The organism is Microbacterium sp. Ru50, assembly GCF_002920555.1.
GTDB lineage: Bacteria > Actinomycetota > Actinomycetes > Actinomycetales > Microbacteriaceae > Microbacterium > Microbacterium arborescens.
Map to the genome: position 1 here is coordinate 660,841 of NZ_PQSV01000001.1, position 21,695 is coordinate 682,535.

The following is a 21,695-nucleotide window of genomic DNA, read 5'->3' on the forward strand; positions in this document are numbered from 1 at the left end:
TCGACCGATGCAGATCAGTAAGCTAGAAGGACATCGGCATTTCTTGAAGGAGACAGATTCATGAGCACTTCCGTGGTCCTCCCCGCGCTCGGAGAGAGCGTCACCGAGGGAACGGTCACCCGCTGGCTCAAGAAGGTCGGTGACACCATCCAGGAAGACGAGGGTCTTCTCGAGATCTCCACCGACAAGGTGGACACCGAGATTCCGTCGCCCGTGAGCGGCGTCATCGAAGAGATCCTCGTGCAGGAGGACGAGACCGTCGAGGTCGGCGCCATCCTGGCGAAGATTGGCGATGGCTCGGGTGCGCCCTCCAGCGACGCCCCCACCGAGCAGGCGACGGCCGAAGAGGCCCCCGCCCCCGCGCAGGAGGCCCCGGCTGCCGAGGCGCCCGCGGAGTCCGCGCCGCAGCAGTCCGAGCCCGCGCCCGCAGCATCCGGCGACGCGAAGGATGTCGTCCTCCCCGAGCTTGGCGAGAGCGTCACCGAGGGAACCGTCACCCGCTGGCTCAAGCAGATCGGCGACGACGTCGCCGTCGATGAGCCGCTCCTCGAGATCTCGACCGACAAGGTCGACACCGAGATCCCCGCCCCCTTCGCGGGCACTCTCGTCGAGATCCTCGTCCAGGAGGACGAGACCGTCGAGGTCGGCTCCGCGCTCGCGCGCATCGGTTCGGGTGCTCCCGCTCCGGCTGCCGAGGCGCCCGCCGCTCCCGAGCCGGCTGCCGAGAAGCCGGCCGCACCGGCCGAGGCCCCCGCGCAGCAGTCCGCGCCTGTCCCCGCCCAGCAGTCCGCTCCTGCCCCCGCGCAGCAGTCCGCGCCCGCCGCCGCACCGGCAGCTGAGGCCGCCCCCGCAGCCGACAACGACGGCGTCACGTACGTGACCCCGCTCGTGCGCCGCCTCGCGCAGCAGCAGGGTGTCGACCTCTCGTCGATCAAGGGCAGCGGCGTCGGCGGTCGCATCCGCAAGGAGGACGTCCTCAAGGCCGCGGAAGCCGCGTCGGCGAAGCCCGCCGCAGCGGAGGCACCCGCCGCGCCCGCTCAGGTCGAGGTCTCGGAGCTCCGCGGCACGCGGGCACCGATGTCGCGCCTGCGCAAGGTGCTCGCCAAGCGCGCCGTCGAGTCGATGCAGCAGACCGCTCAGCTGACGACCGTCGTCGAGGTGGACGTCACCAAGCTGTCGGCGTTCCGCGACAAGGTGAAGGTCGACTTCAACGAGAAGACCGGGGCCAAGCTGTCGTTCCTGCCCTTCTTCGCTCTCGCCGCGGCGGAGGCGCTCCAGACCTTCCCGATCGTGAACTCGACGGTCGACGGAGAAGAGATCGTCTACCCGGCCACCGAGAACATCTCGATCGCGGTCGACACCGAGCGCGGACTGCTCACGCCCGTGCTGCGCGACGCCGGTTCGAAGAACCTCGCCCAGATCGCACAGGACATCGCTGACCTCGCCGCACGCACGCGCGACAACAAGCTGAAGCCCGACGAGCTCGCCGGCGGCACGTTCACGATCACCAACACCGGTTCGCGCGGAGCGCTCTTCGACACCCCCGTGGTGTTCCTCCCGCAGTCGGCGATCCTCGGCACCGGCATCGTCTACAAGCGCCCCGGCGTCGTGACGGTGGACGGGAAGGACGCGATCTCGGTGCGCTCGTACGTCTACCTCGCGCTTTCGTATGACCACCGCACGATCGACGGCGCCGACGCGGCGCGCTTCCTGAGCGCCATGAAGGCACGCCTCGAGGGTGCCCAGTTCGAGGGGAACCTCGGCTACTGATCAGCTGAGTCCACCTCATCACGGCTGGTCCGCGACGTCGTATACGTCGCGGACCAGCCGTTTCTCGTCATGGGTGACGACGACCACGATCTGAGAGGGACGTTCCCCCGAGGGGTCGTCGACGCGCACCACTTCCACTCCGCCGAGATCGTCGAGCAGGCGCACCTCACGCGGCGCGTCGGCGGTCGCGATGCCTTCCGGCAAGGCTGCATCCGGTCGTTCGAGAACCGTGGCGCGGCACGCCGGATCGTCGCTGCGCAAGCAATCCGCAAGGTCGTCGACGACCCGGAGATCAGGGTCGGTCGGCGGTGTCTCGACACGCGACGACGGCGACGACCGATCATCCCCCGGGGCGTCCCCGCCGGCCGACGGATCGGGGGAGCCGGCTTCCGCCCGGGGCTGCTCCTCCGCTTCCGAGGCCGGCACGTCCGCAGCGGATCCTTCATCGCCGCCCGCGCCATATGGCAGAGAGAGGCCGATGGCGACTGTCGCACCGACCGCGGCCAGCGCGACCCACATCACGCGTCGCCGGCCGGCGGACGGGGCCGCGCCACTCCGCTCGGGTCGTCGTCGCTGCCGCGAGAAAAGACCGGTCGCATGCTGCAGTGCCGCACGGGTCCCGGCGATCGCGGTGCTCACGCGCCCCATCAGCTCGCCGTCGACGAGCCCCGCCGCCGCGCTTCGCGCCACGACCGCGGCATCCGCCGAGGGGCTCTCTCCGGCAGCACCGCCCGACGGGCGATGTAGGCCCATCGGCGGCGCGATGACGAACGGCTCCGGAGAGGCCACCGCGAACAGGTCGTCCTCGAGACCGGGCGCCGCGAACGGCAGTGTGATCCGGTCCGCCAGGGCGTCACCGACCCGCTGGCGGATATCGGGGGACAGCGCCGCGTCGGGGATGCGACCGAGCACGGTGCGCGACGACATCTCCCATCCCCGCGCTCCCGTGGGGACGAGCACAGGGCGTCCATCGCTCGTCGACCACCACTCCCCCGTGCGCCATTCCGACCGCGCCGCATCCACCGCGCCGCGCAGGACGCTGACGACCAGGGTCACCGCTTGACCGGATGTGAGGTCGAACGCTGCGTCTGCGCCGCACAGGCGCGCACGGAGGAGCGGCAGGATCACGAGCGTCTCGTCCGCGACCCGATCGACGTCGTCGGGAGCGAGAAGGTGACCGCCGGAGCGCGCTGACCACATCTCGTGAGGCACACGCGTCGCTGCGACCCGGTACACAGCACCGTGGGGCGACGCCAGGATCTCACCGGGGAAGGGAGCGTCAGGGGGCGCCACACGCCGCAGCGGCGCGGGCACATTGGCGGACGGCGTGTGATTCATCGTGTCAGCGTCGCTCCCGCTCGTCCCCCTCTCACCGGCATCGAGTCGATCTGTGCACGGTCACCGCGCAGGGGCGGTTGTGGAGGCGGAACGACGCGGCCGAAAAGGTAGGCTGTGAGCATGTCGTCCCGCAGCACCGCACCCGAGAAGCGCCCCGGATTCTTCTCCCAGCTCCGCTCCCTCTTCACCTTCACGAAGGAGTACTACAGCTGGTTGCCGTGGCTGCTCATCGGCATCGTGGTCGCCGGTGTGGGCCTGGGCGTGCTCGTCGGGTTCCTGATTCCGCCGGGAGCGATCTGGAGCGTCATCCTGTGGGGCGTCACGGGCCTGCTCTTCGGCATCCTCGGCGCCATGATCACGATGACGCGTCTGGCGACGCGGGCGATGTACAAGCGCATCGACGGGATGCCGGGCGCGACGGGACACATCATCTCGACCAACCTGGGGCGCAAGTGGCAGGCCTCGGAGATGCCGGTCGGCGTCAACCCGAAGACGCAGGAGGCTGTGTACCGCGCGGTGGGTCGTGGCGGTGTCGTCATCATCGGCGAGGGCGCCCGCGGGCGTCTGACGCGACTGATCAACGACGAGCGCAGCAAGGTCAAGCGCGTCGCTTCGGGTGTTCCGATCCATGTCCTCTACGTCGGCCACGGCGAGGACGACGTTCCCATCGCCAAGCTCGCCCCGACGATCAAGGCTCTGCCGAAGGCGATCGACCGCACCACGATGGCAGCCGTCATCAAGCGCATCGAGTCGGTCTCGCAGTCGGTGACGTCGCTGCCGATCCCGAAGGGCGTCGACCCCATGAAGGCCCGCGCCCAGCGACCCCGCTGATCCGTCCGGAGGCGCGGCCCCGCTCGGTCAGACGCGGACGAGGATCGTGCCCGCTGCCTTGTCGTGCAGCCCCCGCTGATCGGGATCGAACACGACGGCGGGGATGACGAGGATGAGGAGCAGCGTCCGGACGATCGGACGCCAGAGACCGGTCCAGCCACCGTGCAGGAGCTCGAGGCGCAAGCCGACGATGCGGTGTCCCGGGCTTCCACCGATCAGGGGGATGAAGATGACCTGCAGCGCCGCGAAGACCGTGAGCGGCGCGAACTGCGTCACCCCCGCCTCTCCGGGAAGAGCGAACTGGTCGAACCCGAGGAACGCGGTCGCGAGCAGGGTCGCCGCCGCGTAGTCGATAGCGAGCGCCGCGAGACGCCGTCCCAGGCGGCCGACGCTGCCGGGCCCGTGCTCGGGACGCCCCAGCCGCTCGCCGGGATAGGTGTTCTCGCGCAGGGATTCGGGCACCCGTCCAGCCTAAACGGGGCCGGCCGCGTAACATCCCGGAAACATCCGAGATACTGCCGGGCAACTGGATGCCGATAGGTTCGAAGAGGTCTGGATGACTCCAGGCTGTTCCTCACCCGATCTTGGAGACTCCATGTTCAAAGATTCTTCCGAGGTGCTCAAGTTCATCCAGGACGAGGACGTCAAGTTCCTCGACATCCGTTTCACGGACCTTCCTGGCGTGCAGCAGCACTTCAACATCCCGGCCTCGACCGTCGACGAGGAGTTCTTCACGGTCGGTCAGCTGTTCGACGGCTCGTCGATCCGCGGCTTCGCGAACATCCACGAGTCGGACATGCAGCTGATCCCGGACGTCTCGACGGCCTACGTCGACCCGTTCCGCGAGGCGAAGACGCTGATCATGATCTTCGACATCTACAACCCGCGCAACGGCGAGATCTACGCCAAGGACCCGCGGCAGGTCGCGAAGAAGGCTGAGAAGTACCTCGCCTCGACCGGCATCGCCGACACCGCGTTCTTCGCCCCCGAGGCCGAGTTCTACATCTTCGACGACGTCCGCTACGAGGTGAAGCAGAACTCGAGCTTCTACTCCGTCGACTCCGAAGAGGGCGCGTGGAACACGGGCCGTGTCGAAGAGGGCGGCAACCTCGCCAACAAGACCGCTTACAAGGGCGGCTACTTCCCCGTCTCGCCGGTCGACAAGACGGCCGACCTGCGCGACGACATCTCGCTGAAGCTCATCGAGTCAGGCCTCGTGCTCGAGCGCGCGCACCACGAGGTCGGCACCGGTGGACAGCAGGAGATCAACTACCGCTTCGACACCATGGTGCACTCGGCGGACGACATCCTGAAGTTCAAGTACATCGTCAAGAACACCGCCGAGATGTGGGGCAAGGTCGCGACCTTCATGCCCAAGCCGCTCTTCGGCGACAACGGCTCGGGCATGCACACCCACCAGTCGCTGTGGCTGAACGGCGAGCCCCTCTTCTACGACGAGAAGGGCTACGGCGGTCTCTCCGACATCGCCCGCTGGTACATCGGCGGCCTGCTCAAGCACGCTCCCGCGGTCCTGGCGTTCACCAACCCGACGCTCAACTCGTACAAGCGTCTGGTCAAGGGCTACGAGGCTCCGGTCAACCTGGTGTACTCGGCCGGCAACCGTTCGGCGGCCGTCCGCATCCCGATCACGGGTACCAACCCCAAGGCCAAGCGCATCGAGTTCCGCGCTCCCGACGCCTCGGGCAACCCGTACCTCGCGTTCGCCGCTCAGATGATGGCGGGCCTCGACGGCATCAAGAACCGCATCGAGCCCCACGAGCCCGTCGACAAGGACCTCTACGAGCTGCCGCCCGAGGAGGCCAAGAACATCCCGCAGGTTCCGAACTCGCTGCTCGACTCCCTCGAGGCGCTGCGCAACGACCACGAGTTCCTGCTGGCCGGCGGCGTCTTCACGCCCGAGCTGATCGAGACCTGGATCGAGTACAAGATCGAGAACGAGATCCAGCCGATCAACGCCCGTCCTCACCCTTACGAGTACGAGCTGTACTTCGGCGTCTGACGCCTCGGCTGCGACGAGCCCCGTCGCCCACTCTGCACGAGTCGGGCGGCGGGGCTCCGTCGTCGGTGCGTGGTTGCATCACGGGCATCGCCGGGGCGATCCTGATCGGGTGAATCTCACCGACATCCCCGGACCGTTCTTCCACGGTACGAAGGCCTCGCTTCGCGTCGGCGACCTGCTCACCCCGGGCTTCCCATCGAATTACCGCCCGGAGATTACGATGAACCACGTCTACTTCACAGCGGTGAAAGACGGCGCCGGTCTCGCGGCCGAGATCGCCCCGGTCCCGGGTGAGCCGCATGTCTACGTCGTCGAGCCCACCGGCGAGTTCGAGGATGACCCGAACGTCACCGACAAGAAGTTCCCCGGCAACCCCACGCGGTCGTACCGCTCCGCCGCTCCCCTGCGCGTCGTCGGCGAAGTCACCGACTGGACCCGCCTGTCGGCCGAGGCGCTGCAGACGTGGCGGGAGCGCATCGATCGGATGGCGGCCGAACGCGCCGAGATCATCAACTGACGAGCCTCACTCGGCCAACCGCACGACCTCGGCGATGACCCGCGGGTGCGCGAGGATCCGGAAATGTCCTCCGGTCTCCAGTCGGACGTTGCGCGCGCCGTCGAGCTCGCTTCCGCCCGGGATGTGAGGGTCGAACTCGCCGTAGACCGACACAATGCGCGCGTTGGGTGCGACTTCGCGCGCCAGCGCCAGGATTCCGGGCGCGCTCGGCGAGAACGCACGCAGCGCGGGCACGAGCATGAGCCGACCGTACACAGACCCCGCAAACGGGCTCGCGACGGCCACCATGCCCCGGACGCGGCTGCCGACAGCGGCATCCACCATGACCTGCTTGCCGACGAGCCCGCCCTTGCTGTGCGCGACGATCACGACGTCGTCGAGTGCGTGCCGCTGCAGGTACTCCGCGACGTGGCGGGCAGCACGCGGCACCGGCCAGCGGTTCCGCCCCAACGCGGTGATGACGTGAACCGGATGCCCGCGATCGTGCAGCTCGGTGATGAGCGGCTGGAGGAACCGCCACGTCTCGTAGACGCCGGGCAGCACCACGATGGGTCTACCTTCTCCCGACCCGAAGTCGCCGGGATCCGTCCGCGAGAAGAAGGCTCGAACCTGCCACACGGCGGCATAGGCGTAGTCCGCGACCCACCAGACGGCATTCCTCACGGGGCGGAAGGTCACGGGCCCTCCCCCGACTCGCTCGACGCGGCGACGGCGAGGATGCCGCGAGCGACGGGCTCCGCCGCGGTGCGCTCCACGTGGTGGCCTTTCCCCGGCACGACCAGGACGCTGCCCCGTGCCGCTCGGCCGGCGAGGCGCTCGACCCACGCGTCCCTGGCGATCGGGTCGCGGCCGCCGCGCACGAGAAGCGTCGGGACGTCGACCTCCGCCACGCGGTCCTCGATGGGATAGGCGAGCATATGGCGGACCTGCGCGAAGAACCAGCGCGGGCGGGTGCGGAAGTAGTCGAGCGTGACGCGGGCGTTCACCCGGGGCGGCTCGAGCAGTCCATCGCGGGAGAGTGCCAGTGCCTGCGTGCCGAGCGTGCGGTGGTGATCATCGACGACCGGGCCGATCAGGGCGAGCCCACTCACCAGATCCGGATGCCGCGACGCCGTCTCCACCGCCCACTGCGCTCCCATCGAGTGCCCGACGATCACGGCCGGTCGGCCGACCACGCGGCGGAGCAGTTCCGCAAGCGCATCGGCCATCATGGCGACCGGCACGTTCCGGTCCGGCACCGGCAGGCCCGCGAAGCCGGGCAGATCGATGCTGTGCACGGCTGCGGTCTGCGCGAGCAGCGGGTGCAGCCGCAGGAACGACCGATGCGACATCCCCACACCGTGGAGAAGCACGATAGCCGGGAAGGACGCCACCGCGTCCGAGCTCCAGACGCGGAACTCCAGTCCATCGAGGGAAAAGCGACGTTGCGAAGGTTCGACACGCGCCGCGCGGGGCAGCGTCGCGGTCGTCATCACTCCGTCAGGCTATGAGACGCATCGACCGTGAGCAGGCGCCTTGACTTCGTGTCAACCACCGTGACCGGATGCCGCCGCCACGGTGGACTGCTGTTATGACCGACGCATCCCGTGACCAGCAGCCCATCGCCGACCCCGCCGCGCAGGACACCGATCGCGATGACACCTCGATCGTGCCCGACCTCGACGCCGATCCCGTCGAGGCGGAGGAGCACCGGATTCCGGACGCCGAGCACTGACGCTCAGTGCGTGCCGGCGCCTCCGGCGTGCTGCGGTTCGCCGTTGCGGAGGCGCCGGAGCACGGTCAGCACCCCGACGATGACGAGGCCGACGAGCAGCCCGGCGACGGCCGAGACGGCGGTCTCACCGATCCAGACGACGACACCGCCCGCGGCTTCGAGAAGGTGCTCCACCCCGTGCAGAAGGTCGAGGGTGAAAGTCACACCCACCTCGCCGAGGTTCGCGAGCACGAGGTGTCCGCCGACCCACAGCATCGCGACCGTTCCCACGACGCTGATCACGCGGAACACGGCGGGCATCGACCGGACGATCCGCATGCCGGTGTGCCGGACGCGTGACGACGGGTTCTTCGCCATCCGCAGGCCGATGTCGTCAATCTTCACCAACAGGGCGACGGCGCCGTAGACGATCCCCGTCATGAGCAGGGCGATCACCGCGAGGACCGCCAGGGTCTGCCAGATACCCATCCCCTCGTCGAGATTCGACAATGAGATGAGCATGATCTCGGCCGACAGGATGAGGTCGGTGCGGACGGCGCCGAGCACGAGCTTCTTCTCGTCGCGCGGACCGTCGTCGTCCGCTCCGTGGTGCACACCGAACCACTCCAGCACCTTCTCGGCTCCCTCGTAGCAGAGGAACATCCCGCCGAGGATGAGGAGGAAGGGCAGCACGGCCGGCGCGAACGCGGTCAGCAGCAGCGCCACCGGGATGATGATGAGGAACTTGTTCGCGATCGACCCGAGCGCGATCTTCGCCACGACGGGCAGCTCTCTGGCGGGGGTGATCCCCTGGACGTACTGCGGCGTCACGGCGGCATCGTCGATCACGACACCCGCCGACTTCGCGGAGGCGCGCAGAGCCGCGCTCAGGATGTCGTCGACGACAGCCAGCAGACCAACCGACATGTTTCCCCTTAGCCGTAGAAGAGCTTCTCGAACACGCGGCGGGCTTGACGCGCAGCGCGCATCCAATCCTCCTCCACGATGGTCGCCGATCGCGCCGGATACTCCAGCAAACGACCGATTCCGTCCAGTCGTCCGCGATCGGTCGGCAGGACGTCGCTCGTCTGTCCCGACAGCAGGGTGTTCGCCGACCGGAGCCGACTGGCCAGCCGCCACGCCGCCGCGAGCTTCTCCGCGGCATCGCGCGGGATGAGCTCGGCTTCGACGGCCGCCTCGAGGGCCGCGATGGTCGAGGTCGTGCGCAGGCCCGGCACCCGGTGGGCGTGCTCGAGCTGGATGAGCTGCACGAGCCACTCGACGTCGCTCAGACCGCCGGGACCGAGCTTGAGATGCCGAGAGCGGTCCTGTCCCTGCGGCAGTCGCTCGCTCTCGACCCGGGCCTTGATGCGCCGGATCTCACGGAGACCTTGAGGATCGGGGGCCACCGGATAGCGCAGGTCATCGGCCAGCGCGAGGAAGCGATCGATGAGCGTCACGCTGCCCGCGACGCCACGTGCGCGCAGAAGGGCCTGCGCCTCCCACGACAGGGACCAGCGCCGGTAATACTCCGCGTACGACTCCAGCGAACGCACGAGCGGGCCGTTCCGCCCTTCGGGTCGCAGCCCCGCGTCGAGCTCGAGCGGCAGGCGATGATCCTCGGAGTATCGGCGCACACCCTGAACGAGCTGGAGGGCGAGTTCCTGAGCGCGCTGCGCCGGCACGCCGTTCGCGTCGAAGACGTAGATGATGTCGGCGTCCGAGCCGAACCCGAGCTCGGAACCCCCGAAACGCCCCATCGCGATGACGGAGAAATCTAGGCGGTCGTCTTCGGGCGGTACGACCTCGCGCCGCACGGCGCGCAGTGTCGCCTGGATCGTGACCTCCGTGACGGTGGTCAGGCCTTCGGCGAGCTCTTCGATCGACAGCTCGCCGACGACGGCCGCCATCGCGAGGCGCAGCAGCTCTCGCCGGCGGAGGGCCCGGACCGCCGACATCGCGTCGTCGATCGAGGCATGCCGGGTCTGAATGGCCCGCGCCTCTTCCTGAAGCACGAATCCGGGTCGGGGCCGCAGTTGATCGGGCGAATCGAGCCAGGCGATCGACTCGGGGATCCACTCCATCAGTTCACCGACGTAGCGCGAGCCCGAGAGCAGCCGGGTGAGACTCTCGGCGGCTCCCGACGAGTCGCGCAGCATCCGAAGGAACCACGGCGTGTTCCCCAGTCGCTCGCTGATGCGCCGGAACGCCAGCAGCCCGTAGTCGGGATCGACTCCGTCGGCGAACCAGCGGATCATGACCGGCATGAGGTGCCGCTGGATGACGGCCTTCCGGCTGAGGCCGCTCGTCAGCGCCCCGATGTGCCGCAGCGCGCCCGCGGGGTCACGGAACCCGATGGCGGCGAGCCGCGCCCTCGCTGCCTCGGGCGAGAGCGTCTGCTCGTCAGCGGGCAGCGCCGCGACCGCCGAGAGCAGCGGCCGGTAGAACAGCCGCACGTGGATCTCGCGCACCTCGCGCTTGATCTCCTCCCACACCGCGACGACCCGGTCGCCGCCGTCGCCGATACGCGACGACCGAGCGAGTGTGCGCAGCGCCGCCCCGTCTTCGGGCATGAGGTGGGTCCGGCGCAGCTCGCGCAGCTGCAGCCTGTGCTCCATGACGCGCAGACGGCGGTAGTCGAGCGCGAAGCGCGACGCATCTTCGCGTCCGATGTATCCCTCCGACACGAGCGCGTCCAGCGCGTCGAGAGTCGAGCGCTCCCGGATACGGTCGTCGGTCGCGCCGTGCACGAGCTGCAGCAGCTGGACGGTGAACTCGACATCGCGGATGCCGCCCGGCCCGAGCTTGAGCTGCCGCGCGACCTCGGCCGGAGGGATGTGGTCGGTCACCCGCTCCCGCATCTTCTGCACGCTCTCGACGAAGTTCTCGCGGGCCGCGCTCGCCCACACCATCGGTTGCACGGCGTGGACGTACTGCTCGCCGAGCTGCACGTCGCCGGCCAGCGGACGGGCTTTGAGCAGGGCTTGGAACTCCCAGCTCTTGGCCCAGCGGTCGTAGTAGGCGATGTGCGAGTCGAGGGTGCGCACGAGTGCGCCCTGCTTCCCTTCCGGGCGCAGGTTCGGATCGACCTCCCACAGCGGCGGCTCGATCTCCACTTCCGAGATGCCGCGCATCGTCTGGATCGCCAGCCGCGTGGCGATCTCCACGGCCTGCGACTCCGAGACGGTGTCTTCGTCAGCCGATCCTCCGACGAAGATGACGTCGACGTCACTGACGTAGTTCAGCTCGCGCGCCCCGGACTTGCCCATTCCGATGATGGCGAGGCGCGTCGCGGCGACCGCGTCGCGCTCGAAACGACCGGCACCCGGGACACCCGCGACGAGCCTGCTGCGTGCCACGGCGAGGGAGGCCTCGAGGGCCGCACCGGCGGCGTCCGCGAGCGCGGCGGCGACCGCGTGCAGGATGATCGTCGGATCGGATGCCGCGAGGTCGAACCGGGCGATGCGCGCCAGCATCCGGCGGTAGCGCACCCGCAGCGCGACCCAGGCATCGTCACCCGAGGAGGCCGCGAAGCCGTCCTCGGCGCCGACGGCATCCAGCATCTGCACGATCAACTCGTCGCGTGTCGGGAGCCCGTCGCCCTCGGAGGCGAGATCGGCGAGCTCCTCGGGATGCCGCAGATAGAAGTCGGCCAGCCCGACTGACGCGCCGAGAACGGACCACACCGCCGCAGGCCGCCGTCTCAGCGCGTCGGTGACGATCTCGGCATCCCGCCGCGCGATGCGCAGCAGCGCCGCCACCGCTCCGTCGGGGTCCGCCGCCAGCTCCGCCGATCCGACGAGCTCCTCACGCTCGATGCCGGTCAGCTCGGTGAGCTCGGCGAGGTCGGCGTCCGCGCGCGCGAGGTCATCGAAGCCCGCCCGGGCCAGCCCCGTCAGCCCGGTCGAACGAGGTGACCGGGTCATGGCCTCAGAGCATCTCCAGGTTGCTCTTGAGCTCGAACGGCGTCACCTGTGCGCGGTAGTTTTGCCACTCGCGACGCTTGTTCAGCAGCACGTAGTTGAAGACCTGCTCGCCCAGCGTCTCGGCGACGAGCTCGGACTCCTCCATGTACTCGAGGGCGTGGTCGAGGCTCGCGGGCAGGGGCGCGTAGCCGAGGGCGCGCCGCTCGGAGTCGGTGAGCGACCACACGTTGTCCTCGGCCTCGGCGGGAAGCTCGTAGCCCTCTTCGATGCCCTTCAGGCCCGCTGCGAGCAGCAGTGCATAGGCGAGGTACGGGTTGGCCGCCGAGTCGAGCGCGCGGTACTCCACACGCGACGACTGGCTCTTGTTCGGCTTGTACATCGGCACGCGCACGAGCGCCGAGCGGTTGTTGTGGCCCCACGTGATGAAGCTCGGGGCCTCGTCGCCGCCCCACAGACGCTTGTACGAGTTCACGAACTGGTTGGTGACCGCCGAGATCTCGTTGGCGTGACGGAGAAGACCGGCGATGAACTGTCGACCGGTCTGCGAGAGCTGGTACTGCGCGCCCTCCTCGTAGAACGCGTTCACGTCGCCTTCGAAGAGCGACATGTGGGTGTGCATACCGCTGCCCGGGTGGCCGCTGAGGGGCTTCGGCATGAAGGTCGCGTAGACGCCCTGCTCGATCGCCACCTCCTTGATGACGGTCCGGAAGGTCATGATGTTGTCGGCCGTCGCGAGGGCGTCGGCGTAGCGCAGGTCGATCTCGTTCTGGCCCGGACCGCCCTCGTGGTGGCTGTACTCGACGGAGATGCCGAGGTCTTCCAGCATCCGCACCGAGCGCCGGCGGAAGTCGTGGGCCGTGCCGCCAGGGACGTTGTCGAAGTAGCCGGCGGAATCGACCGGCTCGGGACCGTCGGGCCCGTACGACGACGACTTCAGCAGGTAGAACTCGATCTCGGGGTGCGTGTAGAACGTGAATCCGGCGTCGGCGGCCTTCGCGAGGGTTCGCTTGAGAACGTTGCGAGGGTCGGCGACCGCGGGCTGGCCGTCGGGCGTCGTGATGTCGCAGAACATCCGGGCGGTGGGGTCGATCTCACCGCGCCAGGGCAGAAGCTGGAACGTCGTCGGATCCGGGTGGGCGAGCAGGTCGGACTCGTAGCTGCGCGTCAGCCCCTCGATGGCCGAACCGTCGAACCCGAGCCCCTCGGCGAACGCGCCCTCGACCTCGGCCGGCGCGATCGCCACCGACTTCAGGGTGCCGATCACATCGGTGAACCAGAGCCGCACGAACTTGACGCCGCGCTCCTCGATCGTTCGCAGTACGAAGTCCCGCTGCTTGTCCATCGCGTCCTCTCCGAGACAGGGTCGGATCCCAGACTACTGGCGGCGAGCGCCCTCCGACGGCGGCGTGCCCCAGTCGTCCTCTTGAGCCTCGTCCTCGCGCCACGCCTGCGCCCGCTGCGCCATGATCTGCGGCGCCCGGGCCGCTTCTTCTGCCGAGGCGAACGGACCGGCACGATCGGCGCCGGGCGACTGCTTGCCGCGCTCGACCTCGTGCGTCGTGAGGTTGTACCAGTACTCGCCGTCGCTCTCGGGCATGGTCGCTCCAGACTGCGCCTGCGGTGGCGCTCGGTCCGAGCCTAATCCGCGCGGCTCGTGCTCGATAGGCTGAGCCGTATGAGTGCGAGTGCGACGCGGGCCGTCGGAGTGGACATCGGGGGAACCGGGATCAAGGGAGCCGTCGTCGACCTGTCGACCGGCGAGCTCCTGACCGACCGCATCAAGGTCGCCACCCCGAAGGGCGCCGAGCCCGAAGACGTCCTGGATGCCGTCAAGGTCGTGCTCGACCGACTGGAGGTGACCGACGCGGGCGACGTGCCGCTCGGCGTCGCCTTCCCCGCGATCGTGAAGAACGGCCGCACCCTGTCGGCGGCCAACGTCGCCGACACCTGGATCGATTTCGAGGCCGAGAGCTTCTTCGAGAAGGGGCTCGGCCGTCAGATCCACTTCGCCAACGACGCGGATGTCGCCGGGGTCGCCGAGCTGCGTTACGGCGCCGCACGCGGCCAGGACGGGCTCGTCATCCTGACGACCCTCGGCACCGGCATCGGCTCGGCCATGATCTACAACGGCGTCCTGATCCCCAATTCCGAGCTCGGCCACGTCCACCGGGCGAAGCACGGCAAGGACGCCGAGGCGTGGGCCGCATACTCCGCGATGGAGCGCGACCAGCTCGACTGGCCCGAGTGGGCCGAGCGGCTGCAGTGGTACTACAGCCACATCGAGTTCCTCTTCTCCCCCGACCTGTTCGTCGTGGGCGGCGGAGTGTCCAAGCACGCCGACAAGTTCCTGCCGCTGCTCGACCTGAAGACGCCGATCGTGCCTGCCGTGCACCGCAACAACGCCGGCATCATCGGCGCAGCGGCTCTCGCGCTCGCGGGCGAACGCCCCGGTGTCCTCGACGAGACGACGGAAGACCTCGCCGGCACGACCGCCCACTGACCCTCGTGCGGCCGGTTCGCGGCGGCCGCTCCGGCGTCGGGTTGGTCCTCTTGATCTTCGTACCGTCAGGCGAGGGACCCGACCGCGGCCTCTTCGGCGCATTGGATACAGAGGGGAAGATGCTCGGACTCGTTGCCTTCCTCTTCTCGCTCGTCATGATCGGGGTGTTCGCTTTCTCCCGCCGGAGCCGTTAGGGCCTGTTGCTAAAGGTTGATTCGTGGTGTGCGGGCGACGCTTGGAGCGTGTCGCGTACTGAGATCTCCGATGAGGCCTGGGCTGTGAACGGGCCGCTGTTTCCTGCTGTGAAGGCGACGGGGCGTCCGCCGGTGGATCGCCGCGCTGTCGTTGAGGCGACCGCGTGGCGATGCCGGACCGGCGCGCCATGGCGGGATGTCCCTGAGCGATTCGGGAACTGGAACACGATCTACAAGAACTTCAACCGGTGGTCCGCACAGGGCGTCTGGGCACGGGTGCTCGAGAAGACGCAGTCGCTCGCGCATCAACGAGGCGAACTGGACTGGGTCGCTTCGATCGACTCGACCATCGTGCGCGTGCACCAGCACCGCGCGACCCTGAAGCGCGAGACAGGGGGCTCGGTCGAACTACAAGAAGTGGTGACCGCCTGCCTATGCCAGGCGGGTCGGTAGCCTGGGAGCATGCCGGAACTCTTCCGAAGTGCCGCCGGAAGCTTGCAGAAAGCCGGGTGGACGTTTGAGCCGCCGACGTCGGTGGAGAACGGCGTTCCCTCCCCGCTGCGCGCGGCACCCGAAACGGTGATCCGCTGGGTGTCCTCGTTCTCAGTCCTGTCGAGCTCAGACGAGACGGTGTGGTTCTTGTCCCGCGACGACTACTCGACCGGCGCGGAGGGGGCGTTCGCGTGGAACGAGTGTGAACTGCTGAGCATCCAGGCTGCGACGACGGATGATGAGGCGGTCGCGGTGTCCCGTTTCTGGAGGCGCCACGCACCCATCCTGCTTTCCGTTCGCAACGGATACGAGTACCTGGCGGTGCGAGACGACGGAGCCGTCGTCCACGGTTCCGAGCCAGAGTTCGAAGAAGCGGTCGTCGTGTTCTCTCACTTCGAAGATCTGCTGAGGTACACCACCGCGCGACCGGACCGGCGCGACCAGGTCGTCGACAGCTTGCTGTTCGGTGCCGCCGACGTCACTGACCCGACGCCAGGCGACTAATTTGACCGGGTTATCAGATCGTCACTTCGTCAGCCGCTGCATATTCCCGCAGGCCGTGAACAGCGTTCTCGGCGCTCTGCGGGTTCATCGCGGACTGCGGCCGGCGGCGGCGCGTGAAACCCGGGCCATGCGGGGTTAGGCGAATGGGCCGGCCTGTACGCCGGGTTCTGTCCGGGGGCGTGAGCCCCGTGGACGGCCATCTCTCTCGGCGACACGTTGCCGTGCCGCTCCAGCGGTCTACCCGGGGACTCGGCGGACCGCGTCAACATCCCCTGTCTGACCTTGCTCCGGACGAGGTTTACCGTGCGAGTCGTGTCACCACGACCCCGGTGGTCTCTTACACCACCCTTTCACCCTTACCGGCGCGAACGCCGGCGGTCTGCTTTCTGTGGCACTGTCTCGCGGATCACTCCGGGTGGGTGTTACCCACCGTCCTGTCCTGTGGAGCCCGGACGTTCCTCGGTGCGGTTGCCCGCCACGCGACCGTCCAGCCGACCCATTCGCCCGTCGAGTCTACCGGCGGGCCGCCTTCGCCCGTCGTCAGCTCTTGTCGGCGGATGCCGCGATGCGCACGTCCAGCAGGAAGTCGAGGGGGAACGAGCCGAAGAGCAGCCGCCCGGCGGCATCTGCGGCCTCGCGAACGGCTGCCGCAGCCCCCTCGGCGTGTTCAACCGGGGTGTGCACGATGATCTCGTCGTGCAGGAAGAACGCCAGGTGCGCCCGCCCCGTCACGGGGTGGTCTCCGACGCTCGGAAACGACACCAGGCGCTGCCGCAGGTCGGCGAGCCAGGCGAGCGCCCACTCGGCGGCGGTTCCTTGGACGACGAAATTGCGCGTGAAGCGGCCGCGCTCGCGGGCCCGTGACCGGGCGAGCGTCTTGATGGCGTCGGATGCCTCGGGCTCGGCGGCATCCGCTTGGAGGTCTCGCCACCCGGCTGACGGGGCCGGGCTGGTGCGCCCGAGGAGCGTGCGCACCGAGCCGCCCTCCTCACCCACGCGCGCCGCGTCGTCGACGAGGGCCATCGCCCGCGGGTAGGCGCGGCGCAGCGACGGGACGAGCCGGCCGCTGTCACCCGTCGTCGCCCCGTACATCGCACCGAGCAGCGCCATCTTCGCCTCCTGGCGCGTCGGGACCGTACCGCGTGCCACGATGCCCTCGTACAGGTCGCGCCCCCGCGCGGCATCGGCGAGAGCGAGATCGCCGGACATCGCTGCGAGGATGCGCGGCTCGAGCTGAGCGACGTCCGCGACCACCAGCTGCCACCCCGGGTCGGCTCGTACCGCCGGTCGCAGCATCCGCGGCAGCTGCAGCGCTCCCCCGCCCGATGACGCCCAGCGCCCCGTGACGACTCCTCCCGGCACGTAGACCGGACGGAACCGATCGGTCGGAATCCACTCGTCCATCCACGCCCAGCCGTTGGCGCTCAGCAGCCGCATCGCGCGCTTGTAGGCCAGGAGCGGCTCGATGACCGGGTGGTCGTGACGTCGGAGCTCCCACTTGCTCGTCGACTCGACGAGCACACCCACCCGGTGCAGCGAGCGCAGCAGTCGCGGCTGCGAGTCGAGGCTCGCCGCCGGATCGCCGAGGGCGGCCCGCACCTGATCGGCCAGGTCGCGTACGAGACTCGGCAGCTCACCCGGTCGCGGACGTGGACCGAGCGCGTCGGCGAGGATCGCGTCGTGCACCTCGCGGCTCCACGGGACGCCGGCGGTATGCAGTTCGACGGCGACGAGCGCTCCAGCGGACTCCGCAGCCGTCAGCAGGCGCAGTCGGCCGGGGTCGGTCGCGCTCTCGATCGCCCGGGCCTGACGCGCGAACTCCGCCAGCGTCGCGTCGAGGTCGTGCGGGAGCGCGTCGGCGGCCGGCTCGAGCGAGAAGAGGACGTCGCGGTCAGACCCCGGGTCGTCCGGCGCGGCATCCCAGACGGTCGCCGCCCGCAGCTTTGCGCCGTCCGTGACGAGCGAGCTGTCGCGAAGAATCGCATGGCACAGGCGCACATCGTGGCACCGCGCGACACGCACCCCCGCGGCGAGGATGTCGTGGTACCAGGCCGTCGTATCCGACCAGATCCATCGTGCGTCGGGATCGGCTGCGATCTCACCCGCCAGCTCGGCGGCGGTGATACGACCGCGCTCGATCACCGCGCCAGCGGCATCCACGACCGCGATGTCGATGTCGCCGTCACCGCGGCGGCCGACCGCGCGCCAGCGGGCGCGCGCGGCCGTCATCGACGGGTCACAGACCGGATTCGTCGGTGCGGACGAGGATGCAGCCGCACTCGGGGCACGTGACGACCTCGTCGGCAGCAGCCTGTCCGATCGCCTTGAGGTCGGTTCCGGAGAGCTCCATGTGGCATCCGCCGCACGTGCGGCGCTGCAGGAGACCGGCGCCCGGCGTCCGCTCGGCGAGCGATTCGTAGCGCGCGAGGAGATCTGCCGGCACCTTGGCAGCGACCGCGGCGCGGTCACGGGTGGCGGCGTCGAGGCGCGCCTGGGCGTCCGCGACAGCGGCCTTGCCCTCGGCGCTCAACCGACCCCCCTCGTCGTTGACCTCGGCGATCAGGGCCTGCTGCGCGGACACCGCGGCCTCTGCGGCCTCCAGGCGCTCCATGGCCTCGAGCTGCGCGTCTTCGAGCTCGCTCTTTCGACGAGAGAGCGAAGCGATCTCGTGCTCCAGGCCCTGGGCATCTTTCGGGTTCGACGTCGCGGCCAGCCGCTCGGCGTCGCGCGCGGCCCGCGCGTCGACCACTGCGACGTCCGAGGCGATGCGCTTGAGCTCGGCCTCGATGTCGTCGCGCTTGCCGAGAAGGCCCGTCAGCTCGACGGAGAGCTCCTGGCGGCGTGCGAGCAGCTCGTTGACACGCGCAGCCTGAGCCGGATTGCGCTTCGCGGCCTCCGCTCCGCGCGCCTGCGCGTCGAGGCGGGCGATGTCCAGCAGCAGCAGCTGATCCGCGGGGGTGGCTTTCATGTGGGCCCAGAGAGACTCGAACTCCCGACTCCCTCGGTGTAAACGAGGTGCTCTAACCAACTGAGCTATAGGCCCCTGGTCTCAGTGTACGAGAGCGCCGACCCCTCCGAGCGTGAGTAGGCTGTCGTGCGGTGCTTGTGCGCGCCCGACAACGCCCGCGCCCTGCCCGTGGTGATTACCTGGCACGATCTGCCATACGAGAAAGGTCGCCCGTGACTGTCAACGATCAAGACCCCTACTCCCAGGACGCCCTGGACAGCGACCCGGAAGAGACCGGTGAATGGCAGGAGTCGCTGCGCCAGCTGGTCGATGCGAAGGGCTCGGGTCGCGGTCGCGAGATCATGCTGAGCCTCCTGCAGGCATCGCACGAGCTGCAGCTGAACGTCCCGCAGGTGCCGGTGACGGACTACATCAACACCATCGCGCCCGAGAACGAGCCGGAGTTCCCCGGTGACGAAGAGCTCGAGCGTCGCTACCGTCGCTGGATCCGCTGGAACGCCGCCGTCACCGTGCACCGCGCTCAGCGCCCCGGCATCGGTGTGGGCGGACACATCTCCACCTACGCATCGTCGGCCTCGCTCTACGAAGTCGGCTTCAACCACTTCTTCCGCGGCCCGGACCACCCGTCCGGCGGCGACCAGATCTTCATCCAGGGCCACGCCTCCCCCGGCATCTACGCCCGCTCGTACCTCGAGGGACGCCTCAGCGAGAGCCAGCTCGACGGCTTCCGTCAGGAGGCGTCGAAGGCGCCCGACGGCATCCCGTCGTACCCGCACCCGCGTCTCATGCCGGACTACTGGCAGTTCCCGACGGTCTCGATGGGTCTCGGCCCGATCAACGCCATCTACCAGGCGATGAACAACAAGTACCTCACCAACCGGGGCATCAAGGACCTGTCCGATTCGCACGTCTGGGCCTTCCTCGGCGACGGCGAGATGGACGAGGTCGAGAGCCGCGGTCAGCTGCAGGTCGCTGCCAACGAGGGTCTCGACAACCTCACGTTCGTCATCAACTGCAACCTCCAGCGCCTCGACGGCCCGGTCCGCGGAAACGGCAAGATCGTCCAGGAGCTCGAGGCGTACTTCCGCGGCGCGGGCTGGAACGTCATCAAGGTCGTCTGGGGTCGCGGCTGGGACGAGCTGCTGTCGCAGGATGACGAGGGCGCGCTCGTGCGTCTGATGAACACCACGCCCGACGGCGACTTCCAGACCTACCGCGCCGAGGACGGCGCGTTCATCCGCGAGCACTTCTTCGGTCGCGACGAGCGCACCGCGGCTCTCGTGAAGGACTGGTCGGACGACGACATCTGGGGCAAGCTGCGCCGCGGTGGTCTGGATTACCAGAAGGTCTACGCCGCCTACAAGCAGGCGATGGAGCACAAGGGCCAGCCGACCGTCATCCTCGCGAAGACGATCAAGGGCTACGGTCTCGGTCACCACTTCGAGGGCCGCAACGCGACCCACCAGATGAAGAAGATGACGCTCGAGAACCTGAAGCACTTCCGCGACTCGATGCGCATCCCGATCACCGACGCGCAGCTCGAGGAGAACCCGTACCTCCCGCCCTACTACCACCCGGGCGCCGAGGACGAGACGATCCGCTACATGCTCGAGCGTCGCCGCGAGCTCGGTGGGTTCCTGCCCCAGCGCCGCACGAACCACGCGCCGCTGACGCTGCCCGGCGACGAGTCGTACGCTCTGCCGAAGAAGGGCTCGGGCACGCAGGAGATCGCCACCACGATGGCGTTCGTCCGCCTGCTCAAGGACCTGCTGCGTGCGAAGGACTTCGGTCACCGCATCGTGCCGATCATCCCCGACGAGGCGCGCACGTTCGGCATGGACGCGTACTTCCCGACGGCGAAGATCTACAACCCGCACGGGCAGAACTACACCTCGGTCGACCGCGAGCTGCTGCTGGCGTACAAGGAGAGCCCGCAGGGCCAGATCCTGCACGTCGGCATCAACGAGGCCGGCGCCGTCGCGGCCTTCACCGCGATCGGAACGTCGTACGCGACGCACGGCGAGCCGCTCATCCCGGTGTACGTCTTCTACTCGATGTTCGGATTCCAGCGCACCGGCGACGCCCAGTGGGCGGCGGGCGACCAGATGGCCCGCGGGTTCATCATGGGCGCGACCGCCGGCCGCACGACGCTGACCGGTGAGGGCCTGCAGCACGCCGACGGTCACTCGCACCTGCTCGCGTCGACCAACCCTGCCACCGTGTCGTACGACCCGGCCTACGGGTACGAGATCGCCCACATCGTGCGTTCGGGTCTCGAGCGCATGTACGGCGGGAACCACCCCGACCCGAACGTCATGTACTACATCACGCTCTACAACGAGCCGCTGGTGCAGCCGAAGGAGCCCGAGGATGTCGACGTCGACGGCATCATCCGCGGCATCCACCGCGTAAGCGTCGGCGAGGGCGACGGGCCGCGCGCCCAGCTGCTCGCGTCGGGCGTCGGCGTGCCGTGGGCCTACGAGGCGCAGAAGCTCCTCAAGGACGACTGGGGCGTGATCGCCGACGTCTGGTCGGTCACGAGCTGGACCGAGCTGCGTCGTGACGGTCTCGCCGTCGACGAGCACAACTTCCTGCACCCGACCGACGAGCCCCGCACGGCCTTCGTCACGCAGAAGCTCAACGACTCCGAGGGTCCGGTCGTCGCGGTCAGCGACTTCATGCACGCCGTGCAGGACCAGATCCGCCCGTGGGTGCCGCGTCGCTTCGCGACGCTGGGCGCGGAGGGCTTCGGCTTCTCCGACACCCGCCCGGCCGCTCGACGGTTCTTCAAGATCGACGGTCCGTCGATCGTGGTGCGGACGCTCCAGGCTCTGGCCGAGGACGGCGTGGTGGACCGCGGCCTGTCGGCGCAGGCGATCGAGCGTTACCGCCTGCACGACGTGACGGCGGGCACGAGCGGAAACGCGGGCGGCGAGAGCTGA

Annotated in this window: 19 protein-coding genes, 1 tRNA gene and 1 other RNA gene; 9 read left to right on the forward strand and 12 right to left on the reverse strand. The window is 68.9% G+C overall.

Annotation, left to right across the window (positions count from 1 at the left end):
* Window positions 1–60 precede the first annotated feature (60 nt).
* Entirely contained in the window at window positions 61–1,770 is a 1,710-nt protein-coding gene (gene sucB / locus C3481_RS03125) for a 2-oxoglutarate dehydrogenase, E2 component, dihydrolipoamide succinyltransferase (RefSeq protein WP_103840751.1), read from the forward strand.
* A gap of 18 nt (window positions 1,771–1,788) precedes the next feature.
* Here the strand turns inward: sucB and C3481_RS03130 are convergent, their stop codons facing one another.
* Complete coding sequence (locus tag C3481_RS03130) at window positions 1,789–3,108, reverse strand: hypothetical protein (protein WP_146053614.1); 1,320 nt, start codon at window positions 3,106–3,108, stop codon at window positions 1,789–1,791.
* Between the two features lie 120 nt (window positions 3,109–3,228).
* Between C3481_RS03130 and C3481_RS03135 the strand changes: the two genes are divergently transcribed.
* Window positions 3,229–3,939, forward strand: coding sequence for a DUF4191 domain-containing protein (locus C3481_RS03135; RefSeq protein WP_064956943.1), 711 nt, complete (start codon window positions 3,229–3,231; stop codon window positions 3,937–3,939).
* A 27-nt stretch (window positions 3,940–3,966) separates the two neighbouring features.
* Here C3481_RS03135 and C3481_RS03140 read toward each other — a convergent pair whose 3' ends face one another.
* Window positions 3,967–4,401 (reverse strand): RDD family protein, encoded by a 435-nt coding sequence (locus C3481_RS03140; protein ID WP_023951343.1) that lies wholly within the window; start codon window positions 4,399–4,401, stop codon window positions 3,967–3,969.
* A gap of 133 nt (window positions 4,402–4,534) precedes the next feature.
* On the opposite strand from C3481_RS03140, the gene glnA (C3481_RS03145) reads away from it, so the two are divergent.
* Together glnA (C3481_RS03145) and arr are read left to right on the forward strand one after the other, a co-directional pair.
* Window positions 4,535–5,959 (forward strand): type I glutamate--ammonia ligase, encoded by a 1,425-nt coding sequence (glnA, locus tag C3481_RS03145; protein WP_023951345.1) that lies wholly within the window; start codon window positions 4,535–4,537, stop codon window positions 5,957–5,959.
* 109 nt (window positions 5,960–6,068) lie between these two features.
* Complete coding sequence (gene arr / locus C3481_RS03150; RefSeq protein WP_023951347.1) at window positions 6,069–6,476, forward strand: NAD(+)--rifampin ADP-ribosyltransferase; 408 nt, start codon at window positions 6,069–6,071, stop codon at window positions 6,474–6,476.
* A 6-nt stretch (window positions 6,477–6,482) separates the two neighbouring features.
* Here the strand turns inward: arr and C3481_RS03155 are convergent, their stop codons facing one another.
* Together C3481_RS03155 and C3481_RS03160 are read right to left on the reverse strand one after the other, a co-directional pair.
* Window positions 6,483–7,154: a triacylglycerol lipase gene (locus C3481_RS03155; RefSeq protein WP_181021871.1), complete on the reverse strand. Its 672-nt coding sequence runs from the start codon at window positions 7,152–7,154 to the stop codon at window positions 6,483–6,485.
* Complete coding sequence (locus tag C3481_RS03160; protein ID WP_103840755.1) at window positions 7,151–7,948, reverse strand: alpha/beta fold hydrolase; 798 nt, start codon at window positions 7,946–7,948, stop codon at window positions 7,151–7,153. The genes C3481_RS03155 and C3481_RS03160 overlap by 4 nt, the downstream gene beginning before the upstream one ends.
* A gap of 98 nt (window positions 7,949–8,046) precedes the next feature.
* On the opposite strand from C3481_RS03160, the gene C3481_RS16490 reads away from it, so the two are divergent.
* Window positions 8,047–8,190, forward strand: coding sequence for a hypothetical protein (locus tag C3481_RS16490; protein ID WP_172407810.1), 144 nt, complete (start codon window positions 8,047–8,049; stop codon window positions 8,188–8,190).
* A gap of 3 nt (window positions 8,191–8,193) precedes the next feature.
* Here C3481_RS16490 and C3481_RS03165 read toward each other — a convergent pair whose 3' ends face one another.
* Genes C3481_RS03165 through C3481_RS03180 form a run of 4 tightly spaced genes read right to left on the reverse strand, consistent with a single transcriptional unit; the run spans window position 8,194 to window position 13,692 of the window.
* Window positions 8,194–9,096: a DUF808 domain-containing protein gene (locus C3481_RS03165; protein ID WP_071918265.1), complete on the reverse strand. Its 903-nt coding sequence runs from the start codon at window positions 9,094–9,096 to the stop codon at window positions 8,194–8,196.
* A gap of 8 nt (window positions 9,097–9,104) precedes the next feature.
* Window positions 9,105–12,095: a bifunctional [glutamine synthetase] adenylyltransferase/[glutamine synthetase]-adenylyl-L-tyrosine phosphorylase gene (locus C3481_RS03170; RefSeq protein ID WP_103840757.1), complete on the reverse strand. Its 2,991-nt coding sequence runs from the start codon at window positions 12,093–12,095 to the stop codon at window positions 9,105–9,107.
* Between the two features lie 4 nt (window positions 12,096–12,099).
* A complete protein-coding gene (glnA, locus tag C3481_RS03175; protein ID WP_064956796.1) occupies window positions 12,100–13,437 on the reverse strand; it encodes a type I glutamate--ammonia ligase in 1,338 nt (445 codons plus the stop codon).
* A 33-nt stretch (window positions 13,438–13,470) separates the two neighbouring features.
* Window positions 13,471–13,692, reverse strand: a complete 222-nt coding sequence (locus tag C3481_RS03180) for a hypothetical protein (RefSeq protein ID WP_023951361.1) — start codon at window positions 13,690–13,692, stop codon at window positions 13,471–13,473.
* A gap of 78 nt (window positions 13,693–13,770) precedes the next feature.
* On the opposite strand from C3481_RS03180, the gene ppgK reads away from it, so the two are divergent.
* The 3 genes from ppgK (at window position 13,771) to C3481_RS03200 (ending at window position 15,785) form a co-directional block, all read left to right on the forward strand.
* Window positions 13,771–14,595: a polyphosphate--glucose phosphotransferase gene (ppgK, locus tag C3481_RS03185; protein ID WP_023951363.1), complete on the forward strand. Its 825-nt coding sequence runs from the start codon at window positions 13,771–13,773 to the stop codon at window positions 14,593–14,595.
* A 242-nt stretch (window positions 14,596–14,837) separates the two neighbouring features.
* Complete coding sequence (locus C3481_RS03195; protein WP_258039007.1) at window positions 14,838–15,242, forward strand: IS5 family transposase; 405 nt, start codon at window positions 14,838–14,840, stop codon at window positions 15,240–15,242.
* 9 nt (window positions 15,243–15,251) lie between these two features.
* The gene (locus tag C3481_RS03200; protein ID WP_146053616.1) at window positions 15,252–15,785 is read left to right on the forward strand and encodes a hypothetical protein; all 534 of its coding nucleotides are present in this window, start codon (window positions 15,252–15,254) and stop codon (window positions 15,783–15,785) included.
* A 140-nt stretch (window positions 15,786–15,925) separates the two neighbouring features.
* Here C3481_RS03200 and rnpB read toward each other — a convergent pair.
* The 4 genes from rnpB to C3481_RS03220 form a co-directional block, all read right to left on the reverse strand.
* An RNA gene (gene rnpB, locus C3481_RS03205) (RNase P RNA component class A) lies at window positions 15,926–16,284 on the reverse strand.
* A gap of 41 nt (window positions 16,285–16,325) precedes the next feature.
* Entirely contained in the window at window positions 16,326–18,014 is a 1,689-nt protein-coding gene (locus C3481_RS03210) for a bifunctional 3'-5' exonuclease/DNA polymerase (RefSeq protein ID WP_103840766.1), read from the reverse strand.
* A gap of 7 nt (window positions 18,015–18,021) precedes the next feature.
* Complete coding sequence (locus C3481_RS03215; RefSeq protein ID WP_064956799.1) at window positions 18,022–18,753, reverse strand: zinc ribbon domain-containing protein; 732 nt, start codon at window positions 18,751–18,753, stop codon at window positions 18,022–18,024.
* Between the two features lies 1 nt (window position 18,754).
* Window positions 18,755–18,828 (reverse strand) — tRNA-Val (locus tag C3481_RS03220).
* Between the two features lie 137 nt (window positions 18,829–18,965).
* Between C3481_RS03220 and aceE the strand changes: the two genes are divergently transcribed.
* The gene (gene aceE / locus C3481_RS03225; RefSeq protein WP_064956800.1) at window positions 18,966–21,695 is read left to right on the forward strand and encodes a pyruvate dehydrogenase (acetyl-transferring), homodimeric type; all 2,730 of its coding nucleotides are present in this window, start codon (window positions 18,966–18,968) and stop codon (window positions 21,693–21,695) included.